This is a genomic window from Marinobacter sp. NP-4(2019) (assembly GCF_003994855.1).
Lineage (GTDB): Bacteria > Pseudomonadota > Gammaproteobacteria > Pseudomonadales > Oleiphilaceae > Marinobacter.
Genome location: NZ_CP034142.1, coordinates 2321469 through 2335686 on the forward strand (window position 1 = coordinate 2321469; position 14218 = coordinate 2335686).

At 52.0% G+C, this 14218-nt stretch carries 15 protein-coding genes and 1 pseudogene; 3 read left to right on the forward strand and 13 right to left on the reverse strand.

Translation table 11 applies throughout. The features are described 5' to 3' along the window. Positions 1-3 precede the first annotated feature (3 nt). Entirely contained in the window at positions 4-408 is a 405-nt protein-coding gene (locus EHN06_RS10560; RefSeq protein ID WP_127332548.1) for a hypothetical protein, read from the reverse strand. 110 nt (positions 409-518) lie between these two features. Here EHN06_RS10560 and EHN06_RS10565 point away from each other — a divergent pair, with 110 nt between their 5' ends. Together EHN06_RS10565 and EHN06_RS10570 are read left to right on the forward strand one after the other, a co-directional pair. Next, the gene (locus tag EHN06_RS10565; protein ID WP_228257270.1) at positions 519-845 is read left to right on the forward strand and encodes a hypothetical protein; all 327 of its coding nucleotides are present in this window, start codon (positions 519-521) and stop codon (positions 843-845) included. Between the two features lie 12 nt (positions 846-857). Then, positions 858-1319 carry a hypothetical protein gene (locus tag EHN06_RS10570; protein ID WP_127332550.1) on the forward strand — a complete coding sequence of 154 codons (462 nt, stop codon included), beginning with the start codon at positions 858-860 and terminating at the stop codon, positions 1317-1319. 27 nt (positions 1320-1346) lie between these two features. On the opposite strand, the gene EHN06_RS10575 is transcribed toward EHN06_RS10570, so the two are convergent. Then, the gene (locus EHN06_RS10575; protein ID WP_127332551.1) at positions 1347-2288 is read right to left on the reverse strand and encodes an electron transfer flavoprotein subunit alpha/FixB family protein; all 942 of its coding nucleotides are present in this window, start codon (positions 2286-2288) and stop codon (positions 1347-1349) included. After that, complete coding sequence (locus EHN06_RS10580) at positions 2289-3038, reverse strand: electron transfer flavoprotein subunit beta/FixA family protein (protein WP_127332552.1); 750 nt, start codon at positions 3036-3038, stop codon at positions 2289-2291. 532 nt (positions 3039-3570) lie between these two features. Here EHN06_RS10580 and EHN06_RS10585 point away from each other — a divergent pair. After that, on the forward strand, positions 3571-5223 hold the full coding sequence (locus EHN06_RS10585; RefSeq protein WP_127332553.1) for an electron transfer flavoprotein-ubiquinone oxidoreductase: 1653 nt from the start codon (positions 3571-3573) through the stop codon (positions 5221-5223). 183 nt (positions 5224-5406) lie between these two features. Here the strand turns inward: EHN06_RS10585 and EHN06_RS10590 are convergent, their stop codons facing one another. From EHN06_RS10590 to EHN06_RS10635, 10 genes and pseudogenes are all read right to left on the reverse strand, one after another. Then, the gene (locus tag EHN06_RS10590) at positions 5407-5868 is read right to left on the reverse strand and encodes an FKBP-type peptidyl-prolyl cis-trans isomerase (RefSeq protein WP_127332554.1); all 462 of its coding nucleotides are present in this window, start codon (positions 5866-5868) and stop codon (positions 5407-5409) included. Between the two features lie 203 nt (positions 5869-6071). Next, positions 6072-6644, reverse strand: a complete 573-nt coding sequence (locus EHN06_RS10595) for a DUF1285 domain-containing protein (protein ID WP_127332555.1) — start codon at positions 6642-6644, stop codon at positions 6072-6074. Positions 6645-6647: 3 nt separating this feature from the next. Next, positions 6648-7430, reverse strand: a pseudogene (locus EHN06_RS10600) (radical SAM protein); the annotation flags it as partial. A gap of 286 nt (positions 7431-7716) precedes the next feature. Beyond that, positions 7717-8031 carry an antitoxin Xre/MbcA/ParS toxin-binding domain-containing protein gene (locus tag EHN06_RS10605; protein ID WP_127332557.1) on the reverse strand — a complete coding sequence of 105 codons (315 nt, stop codon included), beginning with the start codon at positions 8029-8031 and terminating at the stop codon, positions 7717-7719. Between the two features lie 253 nt (positions 8032-8284). Then, positions 8285-9220, reverse strand: coding sequence for a TIR domain-containing protein (locus EHN06_RS10610; protein ID WP_127332558.1), 936 nt, complete (start codon positions 9218-9220; stop codon positions 8285-8287). A gap of 81 nt (positions 9221-9301) precedes the next feature. After that, on the reverse strand, positions 9302-10663 hold the full coding sequence (locus EHN06_RS10615) for an SIR2 family NAD-dependent protein deacylase (protein WP_127332559.1): 1362 nt from the start codon (positions 10661-10663) through the stop codon (positions 9302-9304). A gap of 110 nt (positions 10664-10773) precedes the next feature. After that, positions 10774-11954, reverse strand: a protein-coding gene (locus EHN06_RS10620) for an IS3 family transposase (protein ID WP_127332560.1) whose coding sequence is annotated in 2 segments (ribosomal slippage) — positions 10774-11655 and positions 11658-11954 — 1179 coding nt in all. Because the reading frame shifts where the segments join, the coding sequence is not laid out codon by codon here. A gap of 99 nt (positions 11955-12053) precedes the next feature. After that, positions 12054-12554 carry a PIN domain-containing protein gene (locus EHN06_RS10625; RefSeq protein WP_127332561.1) on the reverse strand — a complete coding sequence of 167 codons (501 nt, stop codon included), beginning with the start codon at positions 12552-12554 and terminating at the stop codon, positions 12054-12056. Continuing rightward, the gene (locus EHN06_RS10630; RefSeq protein WP_127332562.1) at positions 12551-13327 is read right to left on the reverse strand and encodes a hypothetical protein; all 777 of its coding nucleotides are present in this window, start codon (positions 13325-13327) and stop codon (positions 12551-12553) included. Before EHN06_RS10630 ends, EHN06_RS10625 begins: the two co-directional genes overlap by 4 nt. A 441-nt stretch (positions 13328-13768) precedes the next feature. After that, entirely contained in the window at positions 13769-14185 is a 417-nt protein-coding gene (locus tag EHN06_RS10635; protein WP_127332563.1) for a hypothetical protein, read from the reverse strand. Positions 14186-14218 lie beyond the last annotated feature (33 nt).

Sequence of the window (14218 nt, forward strand, 5' to 3'; positions counted from 1 at the left end):
TGATCATCCTTTCTTGCGTTGGAGAAAATACATGAATATCGCCACTCCCAGGCCCCAGAAACCGTTCAGCAACAACCCACCAACCCAGGTTTGGGCTGACGCTTCAAGGTCTTTTAAGGGAAATACGACAAGCATGGCAACCGCAGTGGGGCCGATTGCCCCCACAATCACATGGCCCAGCCAGAATCTTACCCCGGCCAGGCTCCCCAGAAGGGCCCAAAGCACGATGCCCCAGAGCCCTCCGAAGAACGCCAGCGATACCACTGCTGGAATCCCGAAAGGCGGTACCGGCGTCATGTTGAAAGGTGCTACCGGCACCATGCCTGCCAGGTAGAACAGAGCAAACAGTCCCTGGTGGAAAATCAGGGTTGCAAGGAAGCCACTTACAAATGCCTTGAACCAAACCATGTAATATCTCCCGAAAAGGACCGTCGGCACGGCCAATCGTTTGTCACAATGTATCCGGCACACTGCAGGAAACACAATGAAAAATACACACGTCCCGGAGGTCAACCTTGGTGACACTGTTATTGATCCTGAGCCTGCTGCTTGCCATCTTCAGCGCCTTTTTGTTCTGGCAGATTTGTGAGCAGCGTAAGGTCATTTCCCAGATGATGGAAAGTGACGACATCACAGAACCGGATCGGGACCCCGAGCTGATCCTTACGCTACGTGTAGTGGATCCGATTTCTCTCGCCAAGCGGGAGTCCCGTTCAGCGCGGGTTCTGGCTGATCACCTGCCTGTTATGGTGCGAAAAATGGTGTATCAGGAAGTGATGAAGGAGCTGGAGCGGGAACTGGATGAACGTGAAATCGACGTGCAGATGCACATTGAATATCGCTGATCGAGGTAACCCATGTCTATTCTGATTGCCTCTGCCATTCTGTTGACAGCAGCTGCAGCGGGACTGGCCTACACCTACTGGCAACTGCTCGATAGCCGTCGCCGTCTGCGGGTGGTCAATTCCCATCGTATTGCCGCAAACAGTGCCATACAGAAAAGCCGGATGGATCTGTTGGAAGTACGTAACCGTGCGAAGCTGCTGGAAGAAACCGTCACCGGCGGTGCCACGGCCGTAGAACGAGTCCACAAGGCTATTTCTGCCACTACTTTCGGCCTGATTGATCACTTCTCCCGGGATGAAGAGTTCCGGCAAACTGCCCGCAAAGCGCGGGAAACCCATGACCAGACCAGCCAACAGATTTATCGTGGGGTGCGCACCACCAATCGGGCACTGCACATATTGGCGGACACTCTGATCATCGGCAACGCGGAAAAACGCATCGTTTCCAGAAAGCATAAAAAAAGGCACCCGTAGGTGCCTTTTTTCTGAGCCTTCAGAAAGTTAAAGAACTTTCTTCAACTCTTCCTCAAGCTGCGGAACCGCTTCGAACAGGTCCGCCACCAGGCCGTAATCGGCAACCTGGAAGATCGGCGCTTCCTCGTCCTTGTTGATCGCAACGATCACCTTGGAGTCGGACATACCCGCCAGGTGCTGGATGGCACCGGAGATACCAACAGCGATGTACAGCTGCGGGGCGACGATCTTACCGGTCTGACCCACCTGCATGTCGTTCGGTACGAAACCGGCGTCAACCGCGGCACGGGAGGCACCCACGGCGGCGCCCAGCAGATCGGCTACCTGCTCCAGCATCTTGAAGTTGTCGCCGTTCTGCATGCCACGGCCACCGGAAACCACGATACCGGCGCTGCCCAGATCCGGACGGTCGGACTTGGCCAACTCTTCGTTAACGAAGGTGGACAGACCCGCATCCTTCACAACGTCCAGTGCCTCAACAGCGGCGGAACCGCCTTCTGCAGCAACCGGATCAAACGCGGTCGGACGTACGGTGATCACCTTGATGGCGTCGTTCGCCTTGACGGTGGCGATGGCGTTACCGGCGTAGATCGGACGCACGAAGGTGTCCTCGGACTCGACACGGATGATGTCGGAGACCTGGGCCACGTCCAGCAGCGCGGCAACGCGCGGCATGAAGTCTTTACCAGTAGTGCCGGCAGCAGCCAGGATGTGGCTGTAGCCCTTGCCCACTTCGGCGACCAGCTCGCCCAGGTTCTCGGCCAGGAAGTGACCGTAAGCGGCGTTGTCGGCAACCAGAACCTTGTTCACGCCTTCGGCCTTGGCCGCAGCTTCCGCAACCGCACCACAGTTCTCGCCGGCCACCAGGACGTCGATGTCACCGCCAATGGCCTTGGCCGTGGCGACTACGTTCAGGGTCGCCTGCTTCAGGCTGCTGTTGTCGTGTTCAGCAATTACAAGGATGCTCATTTAGATCACCTTCGCTTCGTTCTTCAGTTTATCGACCAGCTCAGCTACGTCAGCCACCTTCACACCCGCCTTACGGGCGGCCGGTGCTTCCACTTTCAGGGTGGACAGACGGTTGGCAATGTCGACACCCAGATCGGCCGGGCTCATGGACTCGAGCGGCTTCTTCTTGGCCTTCATGATGTTCGGCAGCGAAGCGTAACGCGGCTCGTTCAGACGCAGGTCGGTGGTGACCACGGCCGGCAGGTTCAGCGCCACGGTCATCAGACCGCCGTCGATTTCACGGGTGACGTTGACCTTGTCGCCTTCAACAACCACTTCAGAGGCAAACGTGCCCTGACCCATGCCGGTCAGCGCGGCCAGCATCTGGCCGGTCTGGTTGTTGTCGGAATCGATGGACTGTTTGCCCAGGATAACCAGCTTGGGCTCTTCCTTCTCCACCACGCTCTTGAGCAGCTTGGCCGCTTCGAGAGACTGAACCTCTTCGTCGGTTTCGATGTGGATCCCACGGTCGGCACCCAGAGCCAGAGCAGTACGGATTTGCTCCTGGGCGGCCTTCGGGCCGATGGATACCACCACGATTTCACTGGCAACACCCTTCTCTTTCAGGCGAACCGCTTCTTCAACCGCGATTTCGCAGAACGGGTTCATTGCCATCTTGACGTTGGCGAGATCAACGCCGGTGTTGTCCGGCTTGACGCGCACCTTTACGTTGTAGTCGATTACTCGTTTTACAGCGACCAGAACCTTCATAGATTCCTCGTTCTTCTACGATGGGTTTAATGACTCGCAATCAGAAACACTCCTGAGATACGACTCCACTGATGTGGAAAACAGAGTGTTTCTCGATTCCTGTCGTTTCGATGTGAGGCCAGAATTATGGGGCTTCAGACCGAACGTTACAAACAGCTGCCTCACGCGGGGCCCGCTGTCACGGCGGACTTATACTGCAGGCAAAGGTGCACGGGGTCAATAGCCCCGTTCGACACGCCAGTCCTGTTTTCACAGCCAATGGACTCTGTATTGACTCAGTAAAGCCATGAGACGATACTAAAAAATGACTCAGAACACATAGTTAGCATCCTGGCTAACAATGCCAAAGGATAGCTTCGATTTCAAACAAACGTTTGTTTGATTTTCGATATACGCTACCCTTGGGGTGTCAAAAGAGGGCTATTCGACTTTGGGGAGTCGTCTATACGGACTTTTACCGGTATGATAACGCCCCTGAATTATCCGCCTGCGGGCACATAATATCCATTAAAGAAGTATTGAGGAGACCAACGTGGAACGCGAATCGATGGAATTTGATGTTCTTATCGTCGGCGGTGGGCCCGCTGGCCTTTCGGCAGCCTGCCGGGTCATGCAACTGGCGCAGGAAGCTGGCGAGGAACTGACAGTCTGTGTCGTTGAGAAGGGCTCCGAGATCGGCGCTCACATCCTGGCTGGCACCGTATTCGAGCCAACGTCGCTGAACGAGCTCTTCCCGGACTGGAAAGAGAAAGGTGCGCCGCTGAATACCCCGGTCACCCGGGATGACATTTTCCTGCTGAAAAACCAGGAAAAGGCCACCAAGATCCCCAACGCCTTTGTGCCCAAGAACATGCACAACCACGGCAACTACATCATCAGCCTGGGCAACCTGTGCCGCTGGCTCGCCGAGCAGGCCGAAGCCCTGGGCGTGGAAGTCTATCCGGGCTTTGCCGCGTCCGAGACCATCATTGAAGATGGTCAGGTAAAAGGCATCATTACCGGCGACATGGGCGTGGCCCGTGACGGTTCCCAGAAAGATGGCTACATGCCCGGCATGGAACTGCGCGCCAAGTACACCCTGTTCACCGAAGGCTGTCGTGGTCACCTGGGCAAGCGCCTGATCAACGACTTCAAGCTGGACGAAGGCAAGGATCCCCAGCACTACGGTATCGGTATCAAGGAACTGTGGGACATCGATCCGGCCAAACACGAGCCGGGTCTGGTCGTGCATTCCACGGGGTGGCCTCTGAATGAAAGCGGTTCCACGGGCGGCTCTTTCCTGTATCACCTGGAAAACGGCCAGGTCTATGTCGGCCTGATCACCGACCTGTCCTACAGCAACCCGCACCTGAGCCCGTTCGATGAATTCCAGCGCCTCAAGCTGCATCCTGAATTCAGCAAATACCTGGAAGGCGGCAAGCGTGTTTCCTACGGTGCCCGCGCCATCACCAAGGGCGGCTTCAACTCCCTGCCGAAGATGAGCTTCCCGGGCGGTCTGCTGCTGGGCTGTGATGCCGGTACCCTGAACTTCTCCAAGATCAAGGGTTCCCACACCGCCATGAAATCCGGCCTGCTGGGCGCGGAAGCGGTGTTCGAAGCATTGAAGGAAGGCAAGTCCGGTGAGGAAATCACCAGCTTTGCCGATCGCTTCAAGGACAGCTGGCTCTACAAGGAGCTGTATGACGAGCGCAACTTTGGCCCGGCCATGCACAAGTTCGGAAACGTGATCGGTGGTGGCATTGCCTTCTTTGAGCAGAATATCCTGCGCCGCAGCCTGCCGTTCACTCTTCACGACACCATCCCGGATTACGCCACCCTGAAGCCGGCATCCGAGTGCAAGAAGATCGATTATCCGAAACCGGATAACACCCTGACCTTCGACAAGCTGTCGTCGGTGTTCATTTCGAACACCAACCACGAGGAAGATCAGCCGGTTCATCTGAAGCTGACCGATCCGGACCTCCCTATCCGGGACAACCTGCCCAAGTATGACGAGCCAGCGCAGCGTTACTGCCCGGCCGGTGTGTACGAAGTGGTTGAGGCCGATGACGGCAGCGGCAAGAAGTTCCAGATCAACGCCCAGAACTGTGTTCACTGTAAGACCTGCGATATCAAGGACCCTGCACAGAACATCAACTGGGTGACTCCGGAAGGGGGCGGTGGCCCCAACTATCCGAACATGTAAGTTCGGATTCCGGTACAAAAAACGGCCCTTTATGGGTCGTTTTTTGTTTGGGGTGTCGGATTCGGGCTACGGTAGTGTTCTTTGTGGTTTTGTCGGATTACGGCTTCGCCTAATCCGACAAACCTTTCAGGCATAAAAAAACGGCTCACAAGGAGCCGTTTTTCGATAGCGCTTCTGAAAAGCTTAGTGCACGTGACCGTGCTCTTGCTCTTCGTCGGTCGCATCACGGGTCTCTACCACTTCCACGTCGAAGTGCAGAGTCTGACCTGCCAGCGGATGGTTGGCATCGATGGTGACGGTTTCGTCGCCAACTTCAACTACACGAACAACCTGAGGGCCGCCCGGAGTCTGTGCCTGGAACTGCATGCCCGGCTCGATAGTATCAACGCCTTCAAATGCAGAACGGGGAACCGGCTGGATGAGTTCCTCGTTAACTTCACCGTAGCCTTCACCGGGCTCGACAGTAACTTTAGCCTGGTCGCCGGCGTTCTTATCGTTCAGCGCACTTTCCAGTCCGCCGATAATGTTCTGTGCACCTTCCACATAAGACAGAGGCTCACGACCTTCTACACGGGAAGAGTCTAGCTGCTCGCCCTGGTCGTTTGTGAGCGTGTAATGGATGGTGACAACACGAGGTTGGGCCATGTGATCTCCTTGCGTGTCGCAATGACTGTTTAATTGAATTTGGGTAATCGCAAGTATTCATGAACAGCCAGACTGCACAGAGGGACTAACGACCACCGGGCCTCGTTAGAGAGCCAGGCTCGGTAACAAGATCGAAAATACAGTTTAACAAGTGTCGGACTGCCTTTTCTACCGTCAGTTGGTTGGGGCAAAGCCTGCCTTTTTCAACTCCCCTGCCCGATTTCGTAAAAATTTCCGTCACTCCAGACGCCCAGGACCAATGAGCCGTCATCCGCCTTACGCTCGATAACATGCTCCGCCAGATCGTAATACGCTGCAGTGACCAGCCTGGCTTCCAGACCATGGCGGACCTTAACCACCGGCCGTGGCTCGTCGCTGTCGGGGTAGCACCCGACGACCAGCGGGTGCTCGTCCCCCACCGCCAGGGTTTCGCCTACATTGGTGGTCAGATAAAGCGCCTGGTCAGATCCCTGCCCCTTCACCTCCAGGGAGTGAGCCAGCAACGGCGCATCCTCAACTTCGATACGCCATTTTTCAACGGGAGTCACCAGGTAATAGTGGCCATCGTCTTCCCGGCGAAGAATGGTTGAGAACAGCCTTACGATAGCCTCCCGCGCCAGAGGTTCGCCTTTAAAGATCCACTGGCCATCCCGGGTGATTCGGATATCAATGTCACCGGATAGCTCTGGATGCCATTTATCCAGAGGAGGCAGCCCTTTGCCTGACTCACCGGACTGTTCGACCTGCTTTGCTATGCTCTCCGGGTTATGCGCCATGCTTTAAAGTCCTCTCATCCATTCCGGGCGCAATGCCGCCGCGCCGGGGCTGGTTATTGCCAGGTTCGCTTCCTCCAGCAGCCGCTGCTTGTCGCGCCCCAGGGTGCCTTTCAACACCAGGTAATTGGACGCATGATCACTGCGGAATATGGTCTTGTCCAGTTCAAGGTGTTCAAGGAACAGGCGGATCTCGCGGAACAGGCCGTCCTGGTTCAGAGGCACGAAATCCTCGCCAAAACCGGCACGGAAACGCTCTTCGCCCTGCGGGAAACTGACGACCAGCGTGGACAGGTAATCCGGCTGGGTGTCATTGCACAGTTTCGCTGTGTTGATGGCATGCTGTTCCGACAAGACCTCTCCGCCCAGCCCGTTGAGGACCATGACGGAACTGGTGAGGCCCGCCTCACGGATTTTAAGAAGCGCGGAGCGGGTGGAATCCCCCGTTTCGCCCTTGTTCACACGGCGCAGAATCTCATCGTCACCGGACTCCATACCGACATACAGAATCTTCAGTCCCGCCTCACGCAATTGGGTCAGCTCATCGACGGTCTTTTTGGCCAGGTTTCTGGGCAAGCAATAGCTGGACACCCGCTGGAGGTCAGGAAACGCGGCTTTCAGGTCCGCCAGGATCTCCAGCAAGCGGCGTGTGGGCAGGACCATGGCATCCCCATCCGCCAGAAACACACGGCGAACCCCGCCCAGGCTTGTTGCGGCCTTCTCGATATCCGCCCGGATTTCTTCCGGCTTCCTCGCGCGGAATTTCTTCTGGGGCTGAGTGTACATCTCGTTGCTATAACTATAAAAACTATCCCAATCGAGTGAGTGAGTGCGTGAATGCTCATTTTCTATATTAGTACCTGTACTAAACATGAATACTAAAACTCTCGTTGGGACTACCTACCAAGATTGAGGACAAAGCCCGCTCGCCGCAAGAGGCGATAAAAAAGGATCTTATGCTCACCCAGTGGTCGCAAATCGAACATTACGACGGGATATTTGACAAGATTTCCTGCACAGAGCTCTATCATTTCGCATATTCGTGTTTTGAGTAGACATAAATCCTAGGGTAGGCTCAACTGAAATCACCATGCTCAATTTTTTGAAGCACCGACGCTATCCAGCAACAACCGTCAGGGGTACCCAGCAGGTCGCAAGGTCTTTCATCTTCAAGCCCTGGAATCGGGCGCTGGATCCACTCCAGTGCTTGTTCCCGAGATTCCAAGATTCGTATCGACTGATGAACAACGTCGACTGAGTGCCGCGTGATGACCAGTTCCAATCCAATCGGCACCATCCGTTCCCACTCTCGAAGCGTGTCTGGAATCGGGGCGTCTGGGTCACACTGGGACACGAGATCACCCAAGTTGTAGGATTTTCTTTCCGTCATCCAGATCCCTCCGACTTGGCATCAAAAGTCCATTCTCCACCGAACAATCCACAAAAGGAAGGCGTCTTACGTTGCTCATATCGCGGCCTGTGGGCACTAGCGAGAGAATAGTAAGCTAAGAGTCTCCACATCAACATAAATTGGCTGCGCTTGGGTCGCAAAGCGAACATTCAGATTGGAGGATCAACGTTAGATAATGCGGCACATTGCAGCGCTAGCGCAGGTGCGGCCGCCAACAGATAGTTGTGAAGAATTACAGTGCTCTGTTCAAATCCACGTTCAAACCAGACGCTTTCATTTCTCTTGCAAGACTGAGTTTCCATGCTCCCGCGCTATCCATTGGTGTATAAACCACACCTGAAAAATCATTTGGAATTTCGACCCCCTCTTTGTATAGAACGCAAACTTTTTCTCTAGAAAGCGCCGAACAAAAATATCCCAACTCAAATACAACATTCTGCCTAGCTCTGTACTTAGCATTATTCGGACTATCTTTTGCGTAACCTACATCATCAGGAGTTAATAGAACAATAGCGAACGCAGCTTCTGATGCATGCCTCTCAAACTTTTCTATTATTGTTTTGCTACTGCTCGTTTGTTCATGAAGAATTGTTACATTTAAACCCAGGGATTCAACGAATCTTGCTGTCTCAGTCTTACTTAACTCATCATGACCATGAACAATGAAAACACTATTTTTGATGGATTCGCCATTTGTAGTCGATACCGCTGCTGTTGGAGACCTATACTCTAACGACGCATTGACTTGCTCCTGAGTGACAAAACCATGTTTCACTAGCTCTTGAAATAAATCTACATCCTTTAGCGCCCAATGAGTACGACTAAATTCAAAATCATAATAGATATCGAAAGCCAGTTTATTTTCAAATAGCTTTTGTACAGGGAGAGGAGGAAATATCTGATCATACTCAAAAATGATAATGATATTCTCGCTCCTCAAGCGAATATCATTTATATATCCAACTCGAAAGAAACCCTGAACCCCTTCATATAAGAAAATACAAGGAAACCCCTTAATTATTTCGACATTATCGTCATTTAGTGACGCGTATTTATCAGCGATCTCATCGACAGTATATTCACGGGACTTTATGACACGGTCACGAGGAAACTCCGTCGGGCACCTTTCCCACGTTTCTTGATTGCCAGAAACCAATAAATTGTACAATTTGAGAACTCCTTAAATATTCAGACTTCTGCATAACGCCGAGGCGCAGCTGCCACGTTAGCGATCGGCTGGAGCGCCTTTTTACGCGGTGATACGTCCAATCAATCTTCCGAGGTTTACATAAGAGTGCTGTGCGGCGATATTCTTCAACTCATCAACGAGCTCTCGTGACAACTCAGCTTTTCGCTTCTCGAAAGTCGCATTGGCTTGCCAAGACTCTCCATGGTCATCCCCGACATAATAGGCCACTCGATGTAACGCATATGCACATGTTTCCAGCAAAGCTGGGGGAATCTGCGAGAGTCGGAACGTCGTTAGAATGTCAAGAAGAATAGTCAAGTTTTGATCGTAAGCCTTCCATGCATTCTTAGGCTCAGCTCGAACCCACGTCTCGTCTATACATCTATTCAGAAATGAAACAAAGCCCGAAATCAGGTTTGAGGAAAAGCTACCCAAAACTTTAAGCATTCCTTGACGATAATCTTCGTCATCAATGAATTTTTTAATCGTGTTCTCTTTCGGATCCTCTAATTCCGAAGAAAGCTTTTCCAAAGCATCTTCTTCTTTTCTCTTTTCCTCTAGAAGTTCTCGATGGACGGCTTCGAACTCATCGAAAAACTTGGTTAGGTCAGAGGTTTCTAATATGAGGATGCCATTCCTATCCCTATACGGCTCTTCTTTGGGATTGCTCGTCCTTAGAATCTGAATTACATCGTGCGGGTAGTTTTCCTGTTTACTGAAAAAAACATTCCTAGACCAATCAATTGCTGTGAGTACATTTACATCCCCAAGACCATAACCAAGCAAAAGCGTGGTCGATTCCTTAATCGTTAATGCCAGCTTGATTTGGCGATACTCATTTGGACGAAAAAGGGATACATAATCCTCTTGTGAAATGATAATACCTTCCGGGTTTGTCCTGATGCCATGAAGGTGATAAACCGGGACTTGTCCCTGCGGAGCAGACAAGGATTCGTCTGGCCCCAGCGGCACACACTGACCTGTCATCAAACTCTCAATGATAAGGTCATAATTCGTGGTGATTACCCAGCTAGGTGCGAGGCTTTCGAGATAGTTTGAGAATTTTTCTCGATTCTCCTTATCAGGATACCAACCTGTGAGCATCGCGATTTCACGCTTTAGCTTTGACAACGCATCCTTATAGGTGCCTCCCTTATCCTCACTATGTTTGATGCATATGCTTGATGCGACATCAGGATAGCCCACGCCCTCTTTCCATATCTCTGCATAGTCCACCTCAAGCTTTCCAGAGGCCTTTTCAAGTAGCTGGTCCCACGAAAGCGCGATTTGATCTAGACCGCTATTCATTACGGCCTTCGAGAAGCCAGCACCAATAAATAGCCCCAAATTTCCAAACATGCTCGATTCAGAAAGAAATTTAATAGCTTCTTCTCGAGAGGGATGCTCGTCCAATTCAAGCATTCAAGGTTGCTCCCTGATTTATCCCGTAATGCTTGAGCTCAGCGGCCGGTTTGGACGCGCAATGCGCTGGAAAAGCGGTGGACTTCCCCCAATAAATCGGACACGCCCCATCAGTTGTTTTCTTCGAACTCTAGCGGAGTCCGGTAGCCTAGGCCACTGTGCAGCCGTTGGCGATTATAAAAGCCCTCAATATAGTCATTTATATACCGCCGTAATTGCCTCAACGTCACAAAGCTCGTTGCCTCAAGCAATTCCCCCTTCAATGTCTTGAAGAAGGACTCCACCTCGGCATTGTCAGTGCACTGTCCCGGCCGATTCATGCTATGACGAAGCTGGTGCTGTTTCAGGAGCGCCTGCGTTTTGTGGGCCCGGTATTCGATGCCACGATCCGTATGGAACAACAAACCGGGCGCGGGCTTGCGTGCCTTGAATGCGTCTCGCAGTGTTGCCCGGGAGAAGTCCGCATTCAGGTTTTCGCCCAGCCGCCAACTGACAATGCGACGGGAGAACAGATCCAGAACAACGGCCAGGAATACGTACTTTCTCCCCAGCTTGATATAGGTGACATCGCTGCTCCAGTGCTGATTGATCGTCTCTGGCCTGGGCGCGTCCAGTCGATAGTTGGGCAACGTTTTGGCCGCATCCCGGCGCTTGGTCATTTGCCGATAGACGCGCGTCACACGCGCCTTCATGCCCCATTCCCGCATCAGGCGGGCCACCCGGTTCTCGCCGACCTCAACGCCCTCTCGTCGCAGCGCCTGATACACACGAGGGCTGCCATAACGACCGCCACTTGCGTTATAGGTGCGACGGATCTTGAGCAGCAGATCGGCGTTCTCTGACGCTCTCTGACTGGGCTTCCGGTTGGCCCAGGCATAATAGCCGGACCGCGAGACGTTCAGGTGGCGGCATAACGCCTTTACTCCGTGTTGCTGTCGGTGTTTCCAGACGAACCGGAACGCTTCCGTCGTTCCTCGGCCTGAAAGCGTTGAAACTTTTTTAGGATGTCGTTTTCCTCCTGAAGCTCGGCAACTTGGCGCTTCAGGCGGTTGATCTCATCCTGCTCTTTGATCTGCTGCTTGGCTTTGGCGGGTGCCTTTTTGACACGCTTCATGGCGAACTTTCCCTCACGGTATTCCTTTCGCCAGCGTGACAGCATGAAGGGATGAATATCCAGCGCTTCTGCTACGCCTTTGACACTTCGATGGGCCTGGTGGCTCCATTCCACCGCCTTGACCTTGAACTCAGTGCTGTATTGCTGTGTTTTCTTCCCCGTGATCATTTCCGGCATCGGTTTTCTCCTGCTTCGGAGTTATCGATGCGTGTCCGCTCGATCGGGGGAAGTCCACGGTCAACTGAAGCTCCTTGTTAGCGAACGGCGCAGACACTTTTATGTTTCCTCCAAACTCAGCTTTTGCTGTGCTTGAAGTCCAGGCACCTCAAGCACTTGTATCTGGCCGTTTGCAAAAGCTTTGAGTTTCGCATCATGGCTGAAAATGGCATCCGCTTTTTGCGCAATTGCAGTTGCCACAATCATGCAGTCCGCTTTCAGTTCTTGGCGAGTAGCTTGTAACTCTTCTCGAATCTGATCTACAGCGCCCGATTCCTTTTTCTCGCGCCAAAGTCGAGCAAAGATTGCCGAGGAAGCGGCGTCATATGACGGTATCAGGAACGCTCCTTGAAGCAAGTTGAGAGTCATTGGGTGGTATTTAACATCTATAGCAGTTAACAGCTCTCCAACAACAACCGAAGGGACTAGTAGTTGTGTCTTGTTCTTCTTGCACTCCTCAAAGAACTGCTGCGTCCTCTCTATCATTTCCTCTTGGCCGTCTTCTGCCTGCTCTTTGATGCCCCAGATGAGGATATGACTGTCCAGAATTGCTTGTTTCATTGGAGCACCTCACCTTGGCGAAGTGCGGCGGCAAACCCAGGAACATCTTTGACGCCGGCAAATTCATGCCCGATTTTGTTCTTCAATTGATTCAGAACAACAAGAGCGTCTTCCTGCCTGAACTCCTGAAAACCGGTTATCGAGAATTCTTGAAGCTGGACGGTACGAGTATCCCAAGTCGCCAAACCCTGAAAAACCACAAGTGCGTAAAGCCTATGGCCGAGCTCTTTAGCAACATCTAAAGCGACATCACAATAGATGACAGACCCATCAAGCATTTCGATCATCGCACGTGGTACCTTTCCACCCACACGCAATACCTTACCCATCAGCTCGGTAGATCCACTGATTCGGCCTGGCGGGGGCACCACAGTTTCCGCAGTGATCGATGCTAATGGACGCTCGGAGCCCGGCAATTGAATATCGGCTTTACAATTATGCCTCTTGGCAAACGCAGCAACCGTTTGTAGAGACTTTAAAGACTGTGGGGCGAGAGCTTCGTAATCAGACTTAGCAACTGCTTGGCTTGCAGCAATGAAGGCAGGCAAAACAGCAGCGGCCATGGTCGTTTTAAACCTAAGACCGATACTCTCGTCAGCTATGTGGTAGAGACCTACCACCACATCATCTTTGGTGAGGTCTGGATTTGACTCCAGCGCTTCAGAACAAGCAAATGATTCAACGGCCTCCAGAATCTCGGCTAGTTCGTGAGAACGCACCAATCCCGGTTTTATTCCTTGCCCAATGAGCCTAAATTCAATCTCATCATCCATGCGACTTCTCCAATATTCTTATTTTTGCTAACAGCAATTAGCCAGCGCGCTTATCATTGCAGAAATTTGACTTGGTTATTAATACTGACTTTAAACCGTCATTTGCGCTGTACATAAAGCGATAAAACAATAGCTTAGCCGAGCATGGCCATCTCTGCCATGTAATCCTTCAGCGTCTGCAATTTGCTACGACAATATTACTGGATGAATTGGCTGTGATTAGCTTGGAGGCTCTGGAGAAAGCCCTAGCTCGAACGTTCGCTTTTGTTTAGATTGCTTGGAATTCGAGACGGTCGCAAAGCGGACATTCAGCCTAAGCTGTTTTAGCTTTTCACGGAATTCTTCAAGGACAAGTGACCGGCACCGACGATCCAGCGGCTCCCGTGCAACGTCGCCTACCCCGCCACCATTATTTGATTAAAGTATGATCTGGTTTCCCGTCTAGTCTTTCAAGAGGTCTTTTGAAACCTTGAGTACTCGATTCTGAAATATCAAGCACTCCGCAAATGCGAAGGAATAAACCAAATCCCCTGTCACTAGAGTTAATAGCTGCCATGAAACCTTATCTATGTAAAAGTAGGCGACAAAAGTAATAAAAACGAGACCTTTGGCAATACACCCGAGCAATATAAGTGATATTTCGTGTAGTGGATCCAGGCTAATCCAATAATAGCCCAGACCAAACATCAATACTAATAGCGCAAACAAATGCAGAAACAAAGCATTATCTACAGTTGGCATATCCAAGATCATGAAAAACGGATTATAAGCAAAAATTAGAACGAGCCCTACAGTCCAATTGAACAACGCTGCTGATGCAAACATTCTGCGATAATAGGTAATTCGTATTTTGCTCATGGCGGTCACCTTTTGCCCGTCAGCACCAACCCT

Excerpts from the sequence above, each read along its gene's own strand:
- EHN06_RS10635 (WP_127332563.1), bottom strand. The coding sequence starts at position 14,185 with ATGAGCAAAATACGAATTACCTATTATCGCAGAATGTTTGCATCAGCA.
- EHN06_RS10575 (WP_127332551.1), bottom strand. The coding sequence starts at position 2,288 with ATGAGCATCCTTGTAATTGCTGAACACGACAACAGCAGCCTGAAGCAG.
- EHN06_RS10595 (WP_127332555.1), bottom strand. The coding sequence starts at position 6,644 with ATGGCGCATAACCCGGAGAGCATAGCAAAGCAGGTCGAACAGTCCGGT.
- EHN06_RS10615 (WP_127332559.1), bottom strand. The coding sequence starts at position 10,663 with ATGCTTGAATTGGACGAGCATCCCTCTCGAGAAGAAGCTATTAAATTT.
- EHN06_RS10605 (WP_127332557.1), bottom strand. The coding sequence starts at position 8,031 with ATGACGGAAAGAAAATCCTACAACTTGGGTGATCTCGTGTCCCAGTGT.
- EHN06_RS10580 (WP_127332552.1), bottom strand. The coding sequence starts at position 3,038 with ATGAAGGTTCTGGTCGCTGTAAAACGAGTAATCGACTACAACGTAAAG.
- EHN06_RS10630 (WP_127332562.1), bottom strand. The coding sequence starts at position 13,327 with ATGGATGATGAGATTGAATTTAGGCTCATTGGGCAAGGAATAAAACCG.
- EHN06_RS10625 (WP_127332561.1), bottom strand. The coding sequence starts at position 12,554 with ATGAAACAAGCAATTCTGGACAGTCATATCCTCATCTGGGGCATCAAA.
- EHN06_RS10560 (WP_127332548.1), bottom strand. The coding sequence starts at position 408 with ATGGTTTGGTTCAAGGCATTTGTAAGTGGCTTCCTTGCAACCCTGATT.
- EHN06_RS10590 (WP_127332554.1), bottom strand. The coding sequence starts at position 5,868 with ATGGCCCAACCTCGTGTTGTCACCATCCATTACACGCTCACAAACGAC.
- EHN06_RS10570 (WP_127332550.1), top strand. The coding sequence starts at position 858 with ATGTCTATTCTGATTGCCTCTGCCATTCTGTTGACAGCAGCTGCAGCG.